The 18,555-nt window shown below is 66.3% G+C and carries 17 protein-coding genes; 10 read left to right on the forward strand and 7 right to left on the reverse strand.

Translation table 11 applies throughout. From position 1 onward, the window contains the following. Window positions 1–107 precede the first annotated feature (107 nt). The 5 genes from ATF69_RS09200 (at window position 108) to ATF69_RS09220 (ending at window position 6,588) form a co-directional block, all read left to right on the forward strand. Window positions 108–833, forward strand: coding sequence for a hypothetical protein (locus ATF69_RS09200; protein WP_056743039.1), 726 nt, complete (start codon window positions 108–110; stop codon window positions 831–833). Between the two features lie 63 nt (window positions 834–896). Next, window positions 897–2,495 carry a Re/Si-specific NAD(P)(+) transhydrogenase subunit alpha gene (locus ATF69_RS09205; protein WP_146870680.1) on the forward strand — a complete coding sequence of 533 codons (1,599 nt, stop codon included), beginning with the start codon at window positions 897–899 and terminating at the stop codon, window positions 2,493–2,495. 35 nt (window positions 2,496–2,530) lie between these two features. Beyond that, window positions 2,531–3,943, forward strand: a complete 1,413-nt coding sequence (gene pntB / locus ATF69_RS09210) for a Re/Si-specific NAD(P)(+) transhydrogenase subunit beta (protein ID WP_099731870.1) — start codon at window positions 2,531–2,533, stop codon at window positions 3,941–3,943. Between the two features lie 94 nt (window positions 3,944–4,037). Then, entirely contained in the window at window positions 4,038–5,717 is a 1,680-nt protein-coding gene (locus ATF69_RS09215) for a long-chain-fatty-acid--CoA ligase (protein WP_056068036.1), read from the forward strand. Between the two features lie 118 nt (window positions 5,718–5,835). Beyond that, window positions 5,836–6,588, forward strand: coding sequence for a 5'-methylthioadenosine/adenosylhomocysteine nucleosidase (locus ATF69_RS09220; RefSeq protein ID WP_146870681.1), 753 nt, complete (start codon window positions 5,836–5,838; stop codon window positions 6,586–6,588). 194 nt (window positions 6,589–6,782) lie between these two features. Here ATF69_RS09220 and corA read toward each other — a convergent pair whose 3' ends face one another. The 5 genes from corA to ATF69_RS09245 form a co-directional block, all read right to left on the reverse strand. Next, window positions 6,783–7,769 carry a magnesium/cobalt transporter CorA gene (corA, locus tag ATF69_RS09225; RefSeq protein ID WP_015016148.1) on the reverse strand — a complete coding sequence of 329 codons (987 nt, stop codon included), beginning with the start codon at window positions 7,767–7,769 and terminating at the stop codon, window positions 6,783–6,785. Between the two features lie 222 nt (window positions 7,770–7,991). Further along, window positions 7,992–8,786, reverse strand: a complete 795-nt coding sequence (locus ATF69_RS09230) for a uracil-DNA glycosylase family protein (protein WP_146870682.1) — start codon at window positions 8,784–8,786, stop codon at window positions 7,992–7,994. A gap of 54 nt (window positions 8,787–8,840) precedes the next feature. Continuing rightward, window positions 8,841–9,341 (reverse strand): ribosomal protein S18-alanine N-acetyltransferase, encoded by a 501-nt coding sequence (gene rimI / locus ATF69_RS09235; RefSeq protein ID WP_146870683.1) that lies wholly within the window; start codon window positions 9,339–9,341, stop codon window positions 8,841–8,843. Window positions 9,342–9,362: 21 nt separating this feature from the next. After that, the gene (gene tsaB, locus ATF69_RS09240) at window positions 9,363–10,076 is read right to left on the reverse strand and encodes a tRNA (adenosine(37)-N6)-threonylcarbamoyltransferase complex dimerization subunit type 1 TsaB (protein WP_146870684.1); all 714 of its coding nucleotides are present in this window, start codon (window positions 10,074–10,076) and stop codon (window positions 9,363–9,365) included. Window positions 10,077–10,122: 46 nt separating this feature from the next. After that, window positions 10,123–11,103 (reverse strand): DMT family transporter, encoded by a 981-nt coding sequence (locus ATF69_RS09245; protein WP_146870685.1) that lies wholly within the window; start codon window positions 11,101–11,103, stop codon window positions 10,123–10,125. Window positions 11,104–11,193: 90 nt separating this feature from the next. Here ATF69_RS09245 and dacB point away from each other — a divergent pair, with 90 nt between their 5' ends. From dacB to ATF69_RS09270, 5 genes are all read left to right on the forward strand, one after another. After that, window positions 11,194–12,669, forward strand: a complete 1,476-nt coding sequence (gene dacB / locus ATF69_RS09250; protein WP_146870686.1) for a D-alanyl-D-alanine carboxypeptidase/D-alanyl-D-alanine endopeptidase — start codon at window positions 11,194–11,196, stop codon at window positions 12,667–12,669. 31 nt (window positions 12,670–12,700) lie between these two features. After that, complete coding sequence (locus tag ATF69_RS09255) at window positions 12,701–12,970, forward strand: SemiSWEET transporter (protein ID WP_015016142.1); 270 nt, start codon at window positions 12,701–12,703, stop codon at window positions 12,968–12,970. Window positions 12,971–13,103: 133 nt separating this feature from the next. After that, complete coding sequence (locus tag ATF69_RS09260; protein WP_146870687.1) at window positions 13,104–14,402, forward strand: lipase family protein; 1,299 nt, start codon at window positions 13,104–13,106, stop codon at window positions 14,400–14,402. Window positions 14,403–14,567: 165 nt separating this feature from the next. Then, a complete protein-coding gene (locus ATF69_RS09265; protein ID WP_146870688.1) occupies window positions 14,568–15,710 on the forward strand; it encodes an SGNH/GDSL hydrolase family protein in 1,143 nt (380 codons plus the stop codon). 25 nt (window positions 15,711–15,735) lie between these two features. Further along, window positions 15,736–16,422, forward strand: coding sequence for an OmpW/AlkL family protein (locus tag ATF69_RS09270; RefSeq protein WP_208758706.1), 687 nt, complete (start codon window positions 15,736–15,738; stop codon window positions 16,420–16,422). A gap of 85 nt (window positions 16,423–16,507) precedes the next feature. On the opposite strand, the gene ATF69_RS09275 is transcribed toward ATF69_RS09270, so the two are convergent. Continuing rightward, window positions 16,508–17,461, reverse strand: a complete 954-nt coding sequence (locus ATF69_RS09275) for an SGNH/GDSL hydrolase family protein (RefSeq protein ID WP_146870689.1) — start codon at window positions 17,459–17,461, stop codon at window positions 16,508–16,510. A gap of 75 nt (window positions 17,462–17,536) precedes the next feature. Next, window positions 17,537–18,553, reverse strand: coding sequence for an L-threonylcarbamoyladenylate synthase (locus tag ATF69_RS09280; RefSeq protein ID WP_146870690.1), 1,017 nt, complete (start codon window positions 18,551–18,553; stop codon window positions 17,537–17,539). Window positions 18,554–18,555 lie beyond the last annotated feature (2 nt).

Below are 18,555 nucleotides of genomic sequence, written 5' to 3' on the forward strand. Positions count from 1 at the left end.
ATTTTTCACCAGCTACACCGAGCTGGTTGTTGCATGGCAGAAGCCGTCGAGGGACGGACTTGGGTGCCGTGGGATGATTGAAGGCGAATTCGTATGAACCTTTCTCTATGACTCTGACCATTTCAAAGTTCCGGCGGCTGTTGCCTGTGTTGGCTGTGACGGTGTTCACGGTGGCGTGCGCGCCCCTGACCGTTCCTCCCAAGTCCGAATATCCAGTCGGGCGTGCCCGCCTTGTACTGCCGCCGGGGGCCTGGCAGGACCTGGGCACTTCGGAGGAAGCCGTTGCGGGTTCCGGAGGCCGTACCTCACTTCAAACACGTGACGTGGGGCTGCGTGGTGCGCAAGGCGAATGGCTGGCTGCGCTGCGCGTGCAGACCAACCGCACCAGCGACCTGCGTGGGTCTCCGCAAGGGGTGGGGTATTGCCCGGCACAACAGGACGTCATGGTGAAGGATTCTGCCGATGGCAGCCCTGTGCGGGCCGATTGCCTGCGCTTCAAGCTTTGGGCGAGCAGCCCCAAGTGGCTTGAAAAGAACCGGCCCGACCTCGTTCAATGGATGGCCAGCCGCCAGATCGCGTTGAAAGCACCCTATTCGCATGTTGCCTATGGTTACGTCACTGAAGCGGGTGTATGGGTGGTGGTGGATGCCCTGGTCGATCAGCGGTTGTTGAGCTCCCGTCCGCGCAATAACGAAGAATTCCTGGTGGCGGGCCGGCCCGCACAGCAGTGGGCCTATGACCTGGCCCAGGCCGTGCGCCTGAGCTCCGGCATGGTGGACGGCCACCTGGCCATTCCGCCCTTCCCGTTCCCTGCGCCCACATCCAAACCCTAGCGCGCCAGTCCTCCCCTGCCTGGCGGCCTTGCATAACGATTACGAAACTCGAGGAGACCTCTGATGCAGACAAGCCCCGTCCCGCAGCCGCAGCGTATCGGCGTGCCAAGGGAAACCTTTCCCGGTGAAAAGCGCGTGGCCACCGTGCCCGATGTGGTGGAGAAGCTGATCAAGCTGGGCTTCACTGTCGCGGTGGAGTCTGGGGCTGGGGATGCCGCCAACTTCAGTGACGATGCCTACCGCGCTGCGGGCGCCGAGATCGTGGGCGACGCTGCCTCGCTGTGGGCTGCATCCGATATCGTCTTCAAGGTCCGCCCGCCCAGCAGCGATGAAGTGGCGCTGATGCGCGAGGGCACGACGCTCATCGACTTCATCTGGCCCGCCCAGAACCCTGAACTGATGCAGCAGCTGGCGGCCCGCAAGGCCACGGTGCTGGCCATCGACTGCCTGCCGCGCACACTGTCGCGCGCCCAGAAGATGGACGCGCTCACTTCCACCGCAGGCGTCAGTGGCTACCGCGCTGTCATTGAGGCGGCCAATGCCTTCGGCCGCTTTTTCAACGGCCAGATCACTGCCGCGGGCAAGGTGCCGCCGGCCAAGGTCTTCATCGCAGGCGCTGGCGTGGCGGGGCTTGCTGCCATCGGCACGGCAGCCAACCTGGGCGCCATCGTGCGCGCCAACGACACGCGCGCCGAGGTGGCCGACCAGGTCAAGTCGCTGGGTGGTGAGTTCGTCAAAGTGGACTACGAGGAAGAAGGCTCGGGCGGCGGCGGCTACGCCAAGGTCATGAGCGAGGGCTTCCAGGCCGCACAGCGCAAGATGTATGCGGAGCAGGCCAGGGACGTTGACATCATCATCACCACCGCACTGATTCCGGGTAAACCTGCCCCCAAGCTCATCACCGCTGAAATGGTGCAGAGCATGAAGCCCGGCAGCGTGATCGTGGACATGGCCGCCGAGCAAGGTGGCAACTGCGAGCTGACCGTGCCCGGCCAGGCCGTGGTGCGCCATGGTGTGACCATCGTCGGCTACACCGACCTGGCCTCGCGCCTGGCCAAGCAGTCGTCCACGCTGTATGCCACCAACCTGTTGCGCCTGACGGAAGAGCTGTGCAAGGCCAAGGACGGCGTGGCCGTGGTCAACATGGAGGACGACGCGATCCGCGGCCTCACTGTGGTCAAGGAAGGCTCGATCACCTGGCCTGCGCCGCCGCTCAAGCAGGCGCCGGCACCCGCGCCCAAGGCGGCAGCCCCGGTGGCCGAGAAGAAATCGAGCCACGGCACAGGCGCACCCATGTCCGCCAAGACGCTGACCATCGTTTTTTCCGTGCTGGCTGTGCTGTTCTGGGCCATCGGTGCCTACGCGCCCGTGGCCTTCCTGGGGCACTTCACGGTGTTCGTGCTGGCCTGCTTCATCGGCTACATGGTGGTGTGGAACGTTACACCCGCGCTGCACACGCCGCTGATGAGCGTGACCAACGCCATCTCCAGCATCATCGCCATCGGCGCGCTGGTGCAGATTGCGCCGCCCGATGCGGGCATCAACGGGCGCCCGGACGGTCTGATCCTGTGGCTGGCCTTTGCGGCCTTGGTGCTCACGGCCATCAACATGTTCGGCGGCTTTGCGGTCACGCGCCGCATGCTCGCCATGTTCCGCAAGTAATCCGATAACGACAAGAACAACGAGGAGCACAGAACATGTCCCAAAGTCTCGCTACCGTGGCCTACCTGGGCGCGGCCATTTTGTTCATCCTGAGCCTGGGTGGGCTCTCCAACCCTGAAACCTCGCGCCGGGGCAACCTGTTCGGCATGGTCGGCATGGCGCTGGCCGTGCTGGCCACGGTGTTCGGCCCGCGCGTGAGCCCTGCAGGTGTGGCCTGGATCGTCGGCGCTCTGGTCATTGGCGGCGGCATCGGCCTGTATGCGGCCAAGGTCGTCAAGATGACCCAGATGCCCGAACTGGTCGCGCTCATGCACAGCCTGGTGGGCCTTGCGGCTTGCCTGGTGGGGTTTGCCAGCTATGTCGATACCTCGATTCAGCTGCAGGGTGCCGAGAAGATCATCCACGAGGTGGAGATTTATGTGGGCATCCTGATTGGTGCCGTCACCTTCAGCGGCTCGCTGATTGCCTTTGGCAAGCTCAACGGCAAGATCGGCGGCAAGCCGCTGCTGCTGCCTGGCCGCCACTGGCTCAACCTGGCTGCGCTGCTGATCGTGATCTGGTTCGGCCGCGAGTTCCTGCGCGCCGAGACCGTCGAGCAAGGCATGGTGCCGCTCATGGTGATGACGGTGATTGCGCTGCTGTTCGGTATCCACATGGTCATGGCCATTGGTGGTGCCGACATGCCGGTGGTGGTGTCCATGCTCAACAGCTACTCGGGCTGGGCGGCGGCGGCCACGGGCTTCATGCTGTCCAACGACCTGCTCATCGTGACCGGCGCGCTCGTGGGTTCTTCGGGCGCCATCCTGTCCTACATCATGTGCAATGCGATGAACCGCAATTTCATCAGCGTGATTGCGGGGGGCTTTGGTTCGGGCGCGGGCACGCCCGCCAAAAAGGGCGAAGCTGCCGAGCCTCAGGGCGAGGCCGTACCCGTCAGCTCCGCTGAGACGGCCGAGCTGCTGCGCGACGCCAAGAGCGTCATCATCGTGCCCGGTTACGGCATGGCCGTAGCCCAGGCGCAGCACACGGTGTACGAGATCACCAAGACCTTGCGCGAGAAGGGCGTGGATGTGCGCTTTGCCATCCACCCCGTGGCAGGCCGCATGCCCGGCCACATGAACGTGCTGCTGGCCGAGGCCAAGGTGCCCTACGACATCGTGATGGAGATGGACGAGATCAACGAGGACTTCCCCGATGCCGACGTGGCCATGGTCATTGGCGCCAACGACATCGTGAACCCCAGCGCGCTGGACGATCCGTCCAGCCCCATCGCTGGCATGCCGGTGCTCGAAGTGTGGAAGGCCAAGACCTCCATCGTGATGAAGCGCTCGATGGCCTCGGGCTATGCCGGAGTGGACAACCCCTTGTTCTACAAGGACAACAACCGCATGCTGTTTGGCGATGCCAAGAAAATGCTGGATGAGGTACTGACCGCGCTCAAGAGCTGACGGGCATAATTCCTCCACAATAAAAGCACGATCGTGCTGAAAAACATCGACGTGCTTGCAGGACCCCCATAAAACCTACCAGGAGACAATCCCAATGACCGACCGCCCGTGGCTGGCCGCCTATCCACAAGGTGTTCCCGCAGACATCGACACCACGCAGTACAGCTCCCTTGTGGCGCTCATGGACGAGGCGTTCAAGAAGTACGCCAACCGCGTGGCCTACAGCTTCATGGGCAAGGACGTGACCTACGCCCAGACCGATTCGCTCTCCAGTGCGTTTGCTGCCTACCTGCAGGGCCTGGGGCTGGTCAAGGGCGACCGCGTGGCCATCATGATGCCCAACGTGCCCCAGTACCCTGTGACCGTGGCGGCCGTGCTGCGTGCCGGGTTCGTGGTCGTCAACGTGAACCCGCTGTACACGCCGCGCGAGCTGGAGCACCAGCTCAAGGATTCGGGCGCCAAGGCCATCGTCATCATCGAGAACTTTGCCACCACGCTGGAGCAGTGCATCGCGCACACGCCCGTCAAGCACGTGGTGCTGTGCGCCATGGGCGACCAGCTCGGTCTGCTCAAAGGGACCTTGGTCAACTACGTGGTGCGCAACGTCAAGAAGATGGTGCCCGCCTACAACCTGCCGGGTGCGGTGCGCTTCAATGACGCCGTGGCCCAGGGCACGCGCGGCACCCTCAAGAAGCCCGACATCAAGCCGGACGACATCGCGCTGCTGCAGTACACCGGCGGCACCACGGGGGTGAGCAAGGGCGCGGTGCTGTTGCACCGCAACGTGATCGCCAACGTGCTGCAGTCCGAGGCCTGGAACGAGCCCGTGATGAAGAAGGTGCCGGCGGGCGAGCAGCCCACCAGCATCTGCGCGCTGCCGCTGTACCACATCTTCGCGTTCACGGTGAACATGATGCTGAGCATGCGCACGGGCGGCAAGACCATCCTGATCCCCAACCCGCGCGACCTGCCTGCGGTGCTCAAGGAGCTGTCCAAGCACACCTTCCACAGCTTCCCGGCGGTCAACACGCTGTTCAACGGCCTGGCCAACCACCCCGATTTCAACACCGTCAACTGGAAGAACCTCAAGGTCTCGGTGGGCGGCGGCATGGCGGTGCAGGGCGCTGTGGCCAAGCTCTGGCTCGAAAAGACGGGTTGCCCCATCTGCGAAGGGTATGGCCTGTCGGAGACCAGCCCTTCGGCCAGCTGCAACCCCACTACCAGCACCGAATACACCGGCACCATCGGCGTGCCGCTGCCCAGCACCTCCATGAAGCTGCTGGACGATGAGGGCCGCGAGGTCACCACGCTGGGCGAGCCGGGCGAAATCGCCATCAAGGGCCCTCAGGTGATGGCCGGCTACTGGCAGCGCCCCGATGAAACCGCCAAGGTCATGACCGAAGACGGCTACTTCAAGTCGGGCGACATCGGCGTGATGGATGCGCGCGGCTTCTTCAAGATCGTGGACCGCAAGAAGGACATGGTGCTGGTCAGCGGCTTCAACGTGTACCCCAACGAGGTCGAAGAAGTGGTGGCCAACTGCCCTGGCGTGCTCGAATGCGCCGTGGTGGGCGTGCCCGACGAAAAGACGGGCGAAGCCGTGAAGCTCGTGATCGTGAAGAAGGACCCGGCGCTCACCGAAGCGCAGGTCAAGGAGTTCTGCCGCCACGAGCTCACGGGTTACAAGCAGCCCAAGGTGATCGAGTTCCGCACCGAGCTGCCCAAGACCCCGGTGGGCAAAATCCTGCGCCGCGAACTGCGCGACAAGAAGTGACGCGGCCTGCTGGCACGTCACAATCCCCAGGCGGCTTCGGCCGCCTTTTTTGCGACCGCGCTGCCCAGGGTGGCGCGGGTGTTTTGTGGCCCCATGACATGACCCCAAGGACCTTTGCATGAGCACTGCCATCCTGAGTGCGCTGCCCGAAGAACAGAGCTCGCTGGTGCAACAGCTGGCGCACCCGCAGCGGCTGATGCACGCTGGCCGCGCGTTCTGGCGCGGAGAGCTGCACGACCGCCCGGTGGTGCTGGCGCTGTCGGGCATCGGCAAGGTGGCTGCTGCCACCACGGCCACAGCCTTGATCGAACATTTTGGGGTGGCGCGCATCGTCTTCACGGGCGTCGCGGGTGGTGTCGGCGATGGGGTGTACCGGGGCGATGTGGTGGTGGCGCAAGACTATGTGCAGCACGACATGGATGCCTCGCCGCTGTTCCCTCGGTGGGAGCTGCCGGGATACGCACGCACCCGCCTGGCGTGCGATCCGGTACTGACTGCTATGCTTTTGGAAGCTGCCAACCTATGCGTCACTGGCGCAAGCAGCCTCTGGGGCTTGAAAAATATCCATGGGGGTGCCCACCAGGCGCACCAGGGCCTGGTGGCCAGCGGCGATCGTTTTGTGGCCACCGCACAAGAGTCCGAGCGCCTGTGCACCGCCCTGCGCGCGGCCGGGCACGATGTGCTGGCCGTGGAGATGGAGGGTGCCGCCGTCGCCCAGGTGTGCCATGACTACAGCCTGCCCTTTGCCGCGGTGCGCACCATCTCCGACCGCGCCGACGACGACGCCCACGGCGACTTCGCCCAATTCGTGCAGACCGTGGCCAGTCGGTACGCCGAGCACATGGTGCTGTCGTTTTTACAAAAACTATGAAATTGATAGCGGCTAAGGCTTTTTGCACTAGCGCTTGCGGCAGATTGCTCCTCTAAAGAGGACTCCGACGCATGCCATTTGCCACAATGCTCTAAACCGGCGCAACGCTCTACCAGCGCCACCGCGGAACCGGCTTTGCCGGGCCGCTGGAGGCGTCTCCCCTCGGGGGGAAGGCGCGCAGCGCCACAGGGGGGCTACTTCAGCCAGCCCCGTTTGCGGAAGTACCACATGGGCCCGAGCGCGCTGGCCAGCATCAGGCCCAGCGCATACGGGTAGCCCAGCGACCAGTCCAGTTCGGGCATGAACTTGAAGTTCATGCCGTACACGCTGGCGATCAGCGTGGGCGGCAGCAAGGCAACGCTGGCCACCGAGAAGATCTTGATGATCTTGTTCTGGTTGATGTTGATGAAACCGACCGTGGCGTCCATCAAGAAGTTGATCTTGTCGAACAGGAACGCTGTGTGGTTGTCCAGCGACTCGATGTCGCGCAGGATCTGGCGGGCTTCCTCGAACTGCTCGGAGTTGAGCATCTTGGAGCGCATCATGAAGCTCACGGCGCGGCGGGTGTCCATCACGTTGCGGCGGATGCGGCCGTTCAAGTCTTCCTGGCGCGCGATGGCGGCCAGCACCTCGCCGGCGCGGGTGTCGGTCACGTCGCCCGCCAGCACCTGTTTGCTCACGGCCTCCAGCTCGTCGTAGATGTTCTCCAGCGTGTCGGCCGAATATTCGGCGTCGGCGTCGAACAGCTTGAGCAGCACTTCCTTGGCATCTTCGATGAGGCCGGGCGCGCGGCGCGCGCGCATGCGCAGCAGGCGGAACACGGGCACGTCTTCATCGTGGATGGAGAACAGCACGCCCCGGCTTTTCAGGTTGGTGTTGTGCTGGTTCAGGATGAAGGCCACGCGCACCGAACGGGGGTCTTCGTCGTCATCGATCAAGAAGTCGCTGCGGATGTGCAGCTCGCCGTTGTCTTCCTCGTAGAAGCGGGCGGATTCCTCGATGTCCTCGTCCATCGCATCCTCGGGGATGGACAGGCCGTAGTGCTGCTTGATCCAACGCTTCTCTTCGAGCGTGGGGGCTTCCAGGTCCACCCAGATCGGCTGGAACTTGGTCAGCTCTTCCAGGGACTCGATTTCTTCCTGGAACAGCCGGCCATTGGCGAGCGTAAAGATGTTGAGCATGGGCTCACTCCCTTGTTTTTTGGCGTCTGCGGTGTGGGGGTAGGGGTGCTTTCAACCCCACAGCAGTCAAATGCGCCGGGAGCTGAAAGCTACCAACTCGGGTAGGTTTCCAAGGAGCTGTCTCCGTAAAAATTAGGCAAGCGGCGGATTATGGCACCGGGCGATGATCTCGCCGGTCCGGCGGGGGGCATGGAAGGGGGCTGGGGCCCTGCCAACAGGCTCTCAGCCCTCGGCCTCGGCACTGCGCACCATGGCCAGCGCCCGGCACAGGTCGGCCCAGGCGGCGGCCTTGTTGTCCTGCGAGCGCAGCAAAAAGGCGGGGTCGTAGGTCACCACCGCCGGGCACCCGGCCAGCACATGCGGACCTGCGCGCAGGCGGCCCAGGGGCTCGGTGCGGCCCAGCGCCGCGCGTGCCGCCACATGGCCCAGCACCAGCACCATGGCGGGCTGCAGGTGGGCCACGGTGTCGGCAAGGGTGGCCGGGATATCGGCGCTGGCTTCCGTGCCGGGCGCAGACCGTTCCAGCGCCGCCATGAACACGCGCGGGTGCCGGTGCAATTGCATGGCCCGCAGCATGTTGTCGAGCAGGCGGCCCGCATCGCCACCCAGGGGCTCGGCGGGCGTCATGCTCTCGGCCACGATGAGCCAGCCCCGGCCCAATCCCGCAGGTGTCTGCGCCGGGTCGGCGGTGGGGTAGAGCGCCTGTGCCGGGTGCAGGCGCAGGGCGGGCGTGGCCGTGCCTGTGGTGGCCGGTGCAGGAGCGGGCGGTGCGCTGCGGCTGGTGGTGTGGGCCTGGGGCGCTGGGTGACGTTCGGCAGGCGCGGGGGACGGCGCGGGAGAGGGCGCCTGGGGTTGTGCGCGCGGCGGCGCGACGGCAGGTGCCGCCACGGCCGCAGGGGCGGAAGGAGCGCTTGCCGGGGGCTGCGCCGTGGCCTCCTGGGCGGGTGAGGGGGCCCACACGGTGACGCCCATTTCTTGCAGCATGGCGCGCTGTCGCGCATCGAGGTGGAGGCTCATACAGAAAGAAAACAGGCCATCGGTGGTTCAGCAGGGTCGGGGTGCGGCGTGGGGTCAGAGCGCCAGGCTCATGACCACGGCGTCTTCGCGTTGCCCGTGCGCGGCGGGGTAGTAGCGCTTGCGGTCGCCCACGCGGCGGAATCCATGGGTCTGGTAAATCTGCTGGGCGCGCAGGTTGCTCGCCCGCACCTCCAGCCACAGCCATTGTGCCCCGCGCCCGCGTGACCACAGGGCCAGGGCGTCCAGCAGCACGCGGGCCCAGCCCTGGCGCTGGTATTCGGGGGTGACGGTGATGTTGAGCAGGTGCACTTCATCCACCCCCAGCATGGCCACAAAGTAGCCCAGCAGGTGGTCGTCCGCCATCAGCAGCTGCGCCTCGTAGCCAGACGCCAGCGCGTCGGTGAAGTTGCCACGGGTCCAGGGGTGCGAATAGGCGCGCTGCTCCACCGCCAGCACGGCATCCAGCCGGGCCAGGGTCAGTGTCTCGAAGCGCGCCTCGGGGCGGGCGGGGCTGGCGCCGGGCGGCAATGCAGAAGAAGTGGGCAGTGCGCTCATGGGGGATTCATTCACCACATCTCAGGGAGTGGCCGCCGCCTGGGCGGTGCGCAGCGCGGCACGTTCGGCGGTGGTTTGCGCCACTTTATCGCGGATGTAGCGCGGCAGGGCATCGCCCGCTGCCACGGCATGGCCCGCCGCCATCAGGGCGGGCGCCAGGCGCAGCAGGGCCGTGGCGGTGGGCAGGGCCGTGACGTGTGGCGCGGTGGGCGCCAGCCGGTCGCCATAGGGCGCGCCGGCATTGCCTGCCACCGTCCAGCCTGTGGGCGGCTGCACCGATTCGGGTGCACCCAGGCCGAAGTCCTCGTCCGCCTGCCAGCGGGCTTCGGCGGGCAGCCACTCGCAGCGCGCGTGGTAGACCTCGTCCATGCGCGCATCCAGCACCGCCACCACCTGCGTGCAGCCGTGTTGCTGGCGGGCCTCCTCGGCCACGGCCAGCAGGGTGTCCACCGGCAGCACGGGCACTCCCTGTCCGCCCTTGGCACCAAAGGCCAGGCCCTGGGCCACGGCGCAGGCGGTGCGCAGCCCGGTGAAAGAGCCGGGGCCACGCCCGAACACCACCGCGTCCAAGGTGTCGAACGTCAGGCCCGCCTGCGCCATCAGCGCGCGCACCGCAGGGATCAGCGCCGCCGAGGCCTGCGCGCCCCCGGGCCCCCGGTGCTGCCAGACCCCATCGCCATGCTGCACAGCGATGGAGAGGGTGTCGGTACTGGTGTCAAAGGCAAGCAGATTCATGGGCAGGGTCGGGAGGTATGGGGTGGCGCGGCGGGGACAAAGGCGCTCAGGACGCCGCTTTGGCAGCGGCTGCGGGGGCCTGGCTTTTGCGCAGCACCCCCACGAGGATACCGGCGGTGACCAGCAGCAGGCCGGCCACCAGGTTCCAGTGCATCGGCTCATCCAGAAACACCACTGCCCCGATGGCCGACAGGCCGGGCACCAGGGCCGTGATCATGGTGGAGCGCACGGGGCCATAGTGCTGGATCATGCGCGTGAAGCCAATGCCCGAGACCACCACGGAGCCCCCGCCCTGGAACAGCATCTGGAACGCGATCTCGCTCCACGGCGCCTGGGCCAGATGGCTGGTGACTGCACCCAGCCAGACCAGCAGCGCATAGCTGGGCAGGTACACCATGCAGGCAAACGCGGTGATGGCGATGGTGGCCTGCACCGCATCGACCGCGTGGCGCCGTGCCAGCACGCTGTAGGTGGCCCAGGACGATGCGGCCAGCATGAACAGCAGGTCGCCCTTCCACACGTCCCCGCCCGAAAACGCCGCCAGCAGGCTGCGCCCGCCCACCAGCAGGTCGCCCGCCACGATCAGCGCCAGGCCGGCAGCGCGCAACGGCGTGATGTGGTCGCGCAGCAGCCAGGCGGCCAGCAGCGCCGTCCACAGTGGCAGGCTGCCCGGCATGAGCACCGCCGCATGGGTGGCTGGTGCATGGAAGAACCCTGAATAGGCCAGCAGCGCGTACAGCAGCCCGCCAAAGCTGCCCAGCAGCGCCGTGGTGCGCAAGGGCAGGGGCGAGATGCCCGCCAGGCTGGACGCCGGTGCCGAGGCCCCCGGCGCCGCGTGGCGCCGTCGCACGATCCACCAGCCCCAGGGCAGCAACACCAGGCTGGCGCCCACGATGCGCAGCAGCGCAATGTCGAACGGGGTGAGCGTGCGCTGGGCTGAGGCGCGGGCGATGATGATGAAGCCCGTCCAGATGGTGACGGTGACCACGGCCGCCAGCAGGCCGATGGTGCGGGGAGAAAAACGCATCGGGCGATTATCGGCGCCCACCGCAGGCCGTGCTGGCGCTGGGTGCAAAGCGGCGCTTGGTGCAGGTGCGCGGGCGATAGACTCCCCGCCATGTTGTCTGTTTCTGCTCTTTGGCGCCGCCGTGTGCTGCGTGGTGTGGTGGGTTGGGGTGCTGCGTGGCTGGTGGCTGCGGGTGGGGTGGGCTCGGCGGGGGCGCAGACGGCGGCACCCGCCGCGGGCACTCTGCCGCTCGAGGTGGAGGCCGCCCTGGCACGCACCAAATTGCCGCGCGAGTCCCTGTCGGTGATGGTGGTGGACGCGCAAGCTACCGGCAAGGCCAGCCCGCGCCTTGCGCACCGTGCCCAGGTGCCGGTGAACCCCGCGTCGGTGATGAAGCTGGTGACCACCTATGCAGCGCTGGAACAGCTGGGCCCCGCCTATGTCTGGAACACGCCGGTGTATGTGCAAGGTACGGTGCAGGACGGCAGCCTGCGCGGCAATGTGTACATCCAGGGCCAGGGCGATCCCAAGCTGGTCATGGAGCGGCTGTGGCTGCTGATGCGGCGACTGCAGGGCCAGGGCATCCAGGTCATCGTGGGCGACATCGTGCTGGACCGCACGGCGTTCGATGTGCCCGACCAGGACCCGGCGCGGTTTGATGGCGAGCCGCTGCGGCCCCATAACGCATCCCCCGAGGCCCTGCTGCTGAATTACAAGTCGTCGGTGATGACCTTTGTGCCCGATGCGGCCGCGGGCTTGGCGCGCATCCAGTACGACCCGCCACTGGCCGGAGTGCAGCGCCAGCCCACCGTGGCGCTGGCGGCGCCGGGCGCGGATTGTGGGGACTGGCGTACTGCCCTGCGTGCGGAGTTGTCGGACCCCTCGAAGGTGTCGTTCCAGGGCGTGTACCCCGCTGCCTGTGGCGAACGCGTGTGGCCGGTGGCGGCGGCCGACCCGCGCGGCTTTGCGGCGCGGGCGGTGGAGGGCATGTGGCGCGATCTGGGCGGCAAGCTCACGGGCAGCGTGCGAGACGGCAAGGTGCCCCCGGGCCTCAAGCCCGCGTTTGTGGTCACATCCCCCGCACTGTCCGAGGTGGTGCGCGACGTGAACAAGTACAGCAACAACGTGATGGCGCAGCAGGTCTTTCTGACCCTGGCGCTGCAAAAAAACGGCGTGGCCACGTTCGACGGCGCCCGCGAGGTGCTGCGCCAGTGGTGGCAGGCCCGCGTGGGCGATGCGGACTTGCCGCAAGTAGACAACGGCGCCGGGCTCAGCCGCGATGCGCGCCTGACGGCGCAGGCCTTGGCCCGCATGCTGCAGGTGGCCTGGGTATCGCCCGTGATGCCGGAACTGGTGGCGTCGCTGCCGATCACGGGGGTGGATGGCACGCTGCGCCGCAGCCAGAGCCGGGCGGGCACCGCCCACCTCAAGACAGGCAGCCTGCGCGACGTGATGGCTGTGGCGGGCTATGTGCATGCCGCCAGCGGGCGCCGCTATGTGCTGGTGGCGGTGGTCAACCACCCCAACGCAGGGGCTGCGCGGCCCGTGCTCGACAGCCTCATCGACTGGACGGCACGTGAGCAGTGAATAATCGCTGCTGCCCTGCGTTTTCCCCACCATGCAACTCCATGAACTGATCGGCTATCTGGCCGCCTGCCTGACCACCTGCAGCTTTGTGCCGCAGGCCCTGCACACCTTTCGCACGCGGGACGTGAGCGGTATCTCGCTGGGCATGTACAGCGTTTTCACGGTGGGGGTGGCATTGTGGCTGGCCTACGGCCTGGCGCTGGCGGCCTGGCCCATCGTGGTGGCCAATGCCATCACCCTGGCCCTGGCCGGCACCATCCTGGGCATGAAGGTTTTGTACGGCGTGCGACGTCCCGACTGACTGGTCTAACAGGCCTGCGCGCGCTGTCGCCTAGGTGTCTGGCGGCGCCCGTCCTCCCGCGTTATCCCCTATGGATGCTGCAGCGCAGGTGCGCGCACGATGCGTCGTTCTTCACTGACCGAGGTATCCATCCATGACCTATTTCCGCCTTACCTGTGTGGCCGCTGCAGCGGTCCTGCTTGTCGCCTGCGGTGGCTCTGACGACCCGGCGCGCGGCGCACTGATCGACCCCCCCGCCACGCTCACGACGCTCACCGTGGCGCAGATCGACGCGGCCACGGCCAGCAGCGGCCTGCAGGCGATCAGCGGCAAGGCCAAGTGCGATGTGAAGGTGGTGTCGCTGAACTATGCGACCGTGGGTGCCAAGAGCGGCGAAAACACCAACGCCTCGGGCGTGATGCTGGTGCCTGCCGGCGCCTGCACCACCGCAGCCCCGCTGGTGGCCTATGCCAAGGGCACCGATGTGCAAAAGCCCCGCACCCTGGCCAACCCGCAGGACAACGAAACCTTCCTGCTGGCTGCCATGTACGCCGCGCAGGGTTATGCCGTGGTGGCCACCGACTACCTGGGCTTTGCCAAGTCGGGCTACAGCTATCACCCCTACCTGCATGCCGACTCGGAAGCCACCTCGGTCATCGACTCGGTGCGTGCTGCACGCAATGCGGCAGGCACGGTGGGTGCTACGCTGTCGGGCAAGGTGATGTTCACCGGGTACTCGCAGGGCGGCCACTCGTCCATGGCAGCGCAGCGCGCAGCCGAGCGGGACTACGGCAACGAATTCAATGTGGTCGCAGGCGCGCACCTGGCAGGCCCCTACAACCTGTCGGGCTCGCTGCGCCTTCCGGATGCGATCGCGGGCGTGCAGTTCTTTGTGCCCTACCTCGTCACGGCCTGGCAGAAGGTCTATGGCAACGTCTATACCGACGTGAAGGATGTGTTCAAGGCGCCGTACTCCGGCTACATCGAGAACCTGCTGCCCAACCCCACGCTCAACTACACCACCCTGGTGACCACGGGCACGCTGCCGTCGGGCACACCCAACCAGGCGCGTGACGCGCTGTTCCAGTCGGCGTTCATCACCGGCTCCCAGACCAGCACCACCCACCCGCTGTACCTGGCCGCCAAAAAGAACGACCTGCTGGGCTGGACCCCCAAGGCGCGTGTGATGCTGTGTGGCGGTGCTGGCGACCCCACCGTGCCGCCGGCCGTTCACATGGTCGTCATGAAAGCCGACTTTGACAGCCGGGGTGTCACGAACGTCAACACAGTCGATGTGGACGCTGCCATCCAGGCCACCTACGGCCCTGGCGGCAAGGCACCCACCGACCCTAACTCGGCAGCCTTTGCTACCTACTACGGCAGCTACCATGGCACCTACGAGCCGCCGTTCTGCCATGCGCAGGCCAAGGCCGTGTTCGACACCGTCAAATGACAGCCGTGATGCCTGTGTGAAGCGCTGAACGGGTCCCACAGGCTTTTAGAACCCGCCACCTAAGCCCCACCGGTGTTTACCCGGTGGGGCTTTTTTGCGTTGGCGAATATGATTTGCGAGGAATAGCACGGTCGTTCTATTTTTACGATAACAGGAGTGATACCGATGGTTTTTCAGCGCAAGGCTTTGTGGGTTTCTCTGGCGGCAGCATCGCTGCTGGTGGCGTGTGGGGGCGGCGGTGCCGACACCTCGCCGGTGGCGCCCATCAAGACCGTCAAGGTCATGGGTGACAGCATCGCCGACAGCGGCACGTTCGGCTTCAAGTTCACGGTGCAAGGCAGCGCACCCACAGGCCCAGCGTCCACACCCATCTGGCCCGAGCTGGTGGCCAGCAGCTACGCAAACACGCTCTGCCCCCGCTATGTGTCCACCGGCAGCGCGTTCAACAACGCGGCGGGCTGCACCAACTACGCCATTGGTGGCGGTCGCATCAACAACTTCACGGCGCCTGCATCGCCTGTCTCCATCGTCAAGCAGCTGACCGACGCAGGGGCTGACGGCTTCAGCGCGGGGGACCTGTTGCTGATCGACGGTGGCGGCAACGACGCTGCGGACCTCATCGGTGCCTACCTGTCGGCCTCCAAGGATGGCGGCAAGGCCTTCGGTGCGGTGCTCTCCACCCTGTTGCCTGCGGCCACGGTGAACGCCGGCCTGGCGGGCGGTGCTACGGGCCAGGCCCAGGTGGGCGGCGCCTACATGGTGGCGCTGGCTGACAAGTTCCACGACGCGATCGAAGCCAATGCCTTGAGCAAGGGCGCGCAGCGTGTGGCGGTGCTCAACATGCCCGCCATCGACAAGACGCCGCGCCTGCAGCAGGTGCTCGGTGGCATCACGGCGTCGGCCGGCGCCGCCGCGAGCGCGCAGGTGCAGGGCCTGCTCAAGGCCTGGCTCGAAGCCTTCAACGCCCAGCTGGCCAAACGTTTTGCGGGCAACAGCAAGGTGGTGGTGGTGGACTTCTACACCTCGTTCAACGACCAGGTGGCCAACCCCGCGCAGTTCGGGCTGACCAATGCCAAGAACACCGCGTGCCCCATCACCGGCCAAGGTGCTGACGGCCTGCCCACCTATACCTTCCCCACGTGCACGGCGGCAGCTTTGTCGGCACAGACGCCGCCCGCAGGCGCCACGGGCGGCGCGGACTGGTGGAAGACCTATGCGTTCTCCGATAGCTTCCACCCCACGCCGTATGGCCACCAGCTGGTCAGCCAGCTGGTATCGCGTTCGCTGGCCCGCGCGGGCTGGCTGTAATCGGCAGTTGAAGGGTTCATACACCATGCAAAACAAAACCATCACCCCTTCCCTGGCTGGCGTTGTGGTCGCACTGGCGCTCACCCTGTCCGGCGGCGCGCAGGCCCAGACCGCTGGCAGCTGGCTGGTGCGCGCGGGCGCCACGCAAATCGCGCCCCAGGTCACCAGTGGCGACCTGTCCGCGCCCAGCTTCACGGGCACCAAGGTGGACGTGCATGCCGACACGCAGCTGGCTGGCGGCATCACCTACATGCTCACCGACCACTGGGCGGTGGACGTGCCCCTGGCACTGCCTTTCAAGCACAACATCATGGGCGCCGGAGCCATCGGCGGCGTGGGCAAGATCGGCGAGGTCAAGGTGCTGCCCATGACCGTGTTCGCGCAGTACCGCTTTCTGGAGGCCAATGCGCGGGTGCGCCCCTACGTGGGCCTGGGCGTGACCTACGCCAAGTTCTTCAAGGAGCGGGGGACCGCCGCGCTGACCGGTCTGACCGGTGGCAGTCCCTCCCGTCCCACTACGCTGAGCGCTGAATCGCGGTTTGGCCTCACGCCTCAGGTGGGGGTGAGCATTGCGCTCAACGACCAGTGGTCGCTGGACGTGGCGTACTACAAGACTTTTGTGAAGACCCGCAACACCCTGTCCACAGGCCAGACCATCGACGTCAAGCTCAACCCCAACGTGGTGGCGCTGGGCGTGGTGTATCGGTTCTGACCTTCATCCGGGGCAGATCGATGGCCCACAAAAAAGCCGCCCACTGGGCGGCTTTTTTGCTGGGTGGAGCGCGGAGCGCGCCGGCTTACCAGCGTGCGCGCAGTCGGTCGTAGGCGTAGGTGCCAAACTGGCGCTGGGCCGACGGCGTGAGGTACACGCTGTCAGCAAACACAAACGAGGTGGCATTGGCACCCGACAGCAGCGTGGACGACGTGCACAGGGCCGAATTGACCTGGCCCGCGCCGATGCCGATACCGTTGTTCGCGTCCACCGACGTGCACACTGCCGCCGTGGAGTTGTTGAAGCCGTAGTTGCCAGGCACGCTGGTGTACAGGTTCACGTAGTAGGCCGAGTCCACGTACAGCACGTTGGCGCCCAGGTCCACGATGCCCACCAGCAGGCCTTCGTTGAAGCGGCTGCTGGCGTTGCTCAGCAGGGCTTCGCGGCCAATGGTCTTGGCCCAGGGGGTCTTGCTCAGGTCGTAGGTGCCGGTCACCACCACATACTTGGCGCCCGCCGTCACCAGGCGGCGCACCTGTGCAGCCAGGTCCTCCCCGGCCTTGCGGGCGGCGGCCACCATGGCGTCCTGGGTCTGGGTGCCTGCGTTCACAGCGGCCATGCCGGCGATCACGTCGCTGATACCGCCGCTCACGATCACCACGTCGGTGGCCGCAAAGCTGCCACTGGCCAGAAAGGTATCGATTTGTTCGGTGACGGTCCGGGTGCTGGCATTGCCTGCGGCGTCGGGCTTGGCGCTGACGCGGGCGTTGCCAGTGGCGTAGCTCAGGCCGCCTGCGGAGACCGGGGCAAGCGACTTGCCGTAGTTGGCCACCAGTTGCAGGGTCCAGTTGTTGACGCTGCCGTCATTGACGGTGTAACGCGAGCCGTTTTGCCCCACATCGTTCATGGCGTCGCCGAACGCAATAAAGCGCTGGGGCGAGATGGCCGATTCGGTGGTGCTGGAACCGCAGGCCGCGAGCAACGCGGCCGACGCACATGCGGCGACCATGATGGTGCGGCGCATCCAATTTGCTGCCATGTATTTCTCCAGAAAAGTGGGGGGTAGTTTAACGACGCAAAGTCAACGGATGTAAAGCGGCGCCATCGCGCAGGCTCAGGCGGCGGATGCGCGCTGCAGGCGGTCGCGCACGCCTTCCCAATCGGGGCTGGCGGGCGGGGTCTCGATCCAGATCAGCTTCACGCCTTCGTCGTCAAAACTGCGCAGCACGGCGAACAGCTGCTGCGCTGTGGCAGCCGCGTCATCGGGCATGCGCCGCATGACCAGCTTGGAGGACCGACTGCGCAACGCAGCGCGGGCATAGATCGCAATGTGGGCGGCATCGGTACCCAGCAGGTCCAGGCTGGTCTGCAGCGCCTTCGCGTCCATCAGCCGCACCTTGGCGCTAGGAGCATAGTGAGCCTCCAGCGTGCCCGAGGCGCGGGGTGTGGCCGTGGGGAGGTCTTCCTTGGACAGCGGGGCCATGCCGCAAGCGGCCGCAATCTGCGCCCGGGTGATGGCTCCGGGCCGCAGCAGCACGGGCACACCACGCGTGCAGTCCACGATGGTGCTTTCAATGCCTACATCGCAGGGCCCGCCGTCCAGCACCAGCAGGTCGTCGCCCAGCTCGTCCTGCACATGCTGGGCGGTGGTGGGGCTCACGCGGCCAAAACGGTTGGCACTGGGGGCTGCAACGCCCCACACGGGAGGGCCGCCAGCCTCATTGCTGTCGCCAGCGGCCGCGCAGGCCACCAGCAGGGCGTGGGCCACGGGGTGTGCGGGGCAGCGCAATCCCACGCTGTCCTGCCCGCCGGTGGCGGCGTTGGCTACGCCGGGCAAGCGCGGCAGTATGAGCGTGAGTGGGCCGGGCCAGAAGGCATCAACGAGCTTTTGTGCAAAGCCGGGCACTTCACTGGCGAAATGCGCAATGCCCTCGGCATTGGCCACGTGCACGATCAGCGGGTGGTCGCTGGGCCGCCCCTTGGCCGCGAAGATCTGCGCCACGGCGGTATCGCTGCTGGCATCGGCTGCGAGGCCATACACCGTTTCGGTGGGGAGCCCCAGCAGGGCGCCGCTGCGCACTGCGCGTGCAGCGGTGGCGATGGCCTGGGGGGCGTTGCCGTCGAGAATCATGG

Origin of the sequence: Acidovorax delafieldii (assembly GCF_007993815.1) — a bacterium.
GTDB classification, from domain to species: domain Bacteria; phylum Pseudomonadota; class Gammaproteobacteria; order Burkholderiales; family Burkholderiaceae_C; genus Acidovorax; species Acidovorax delafieldii.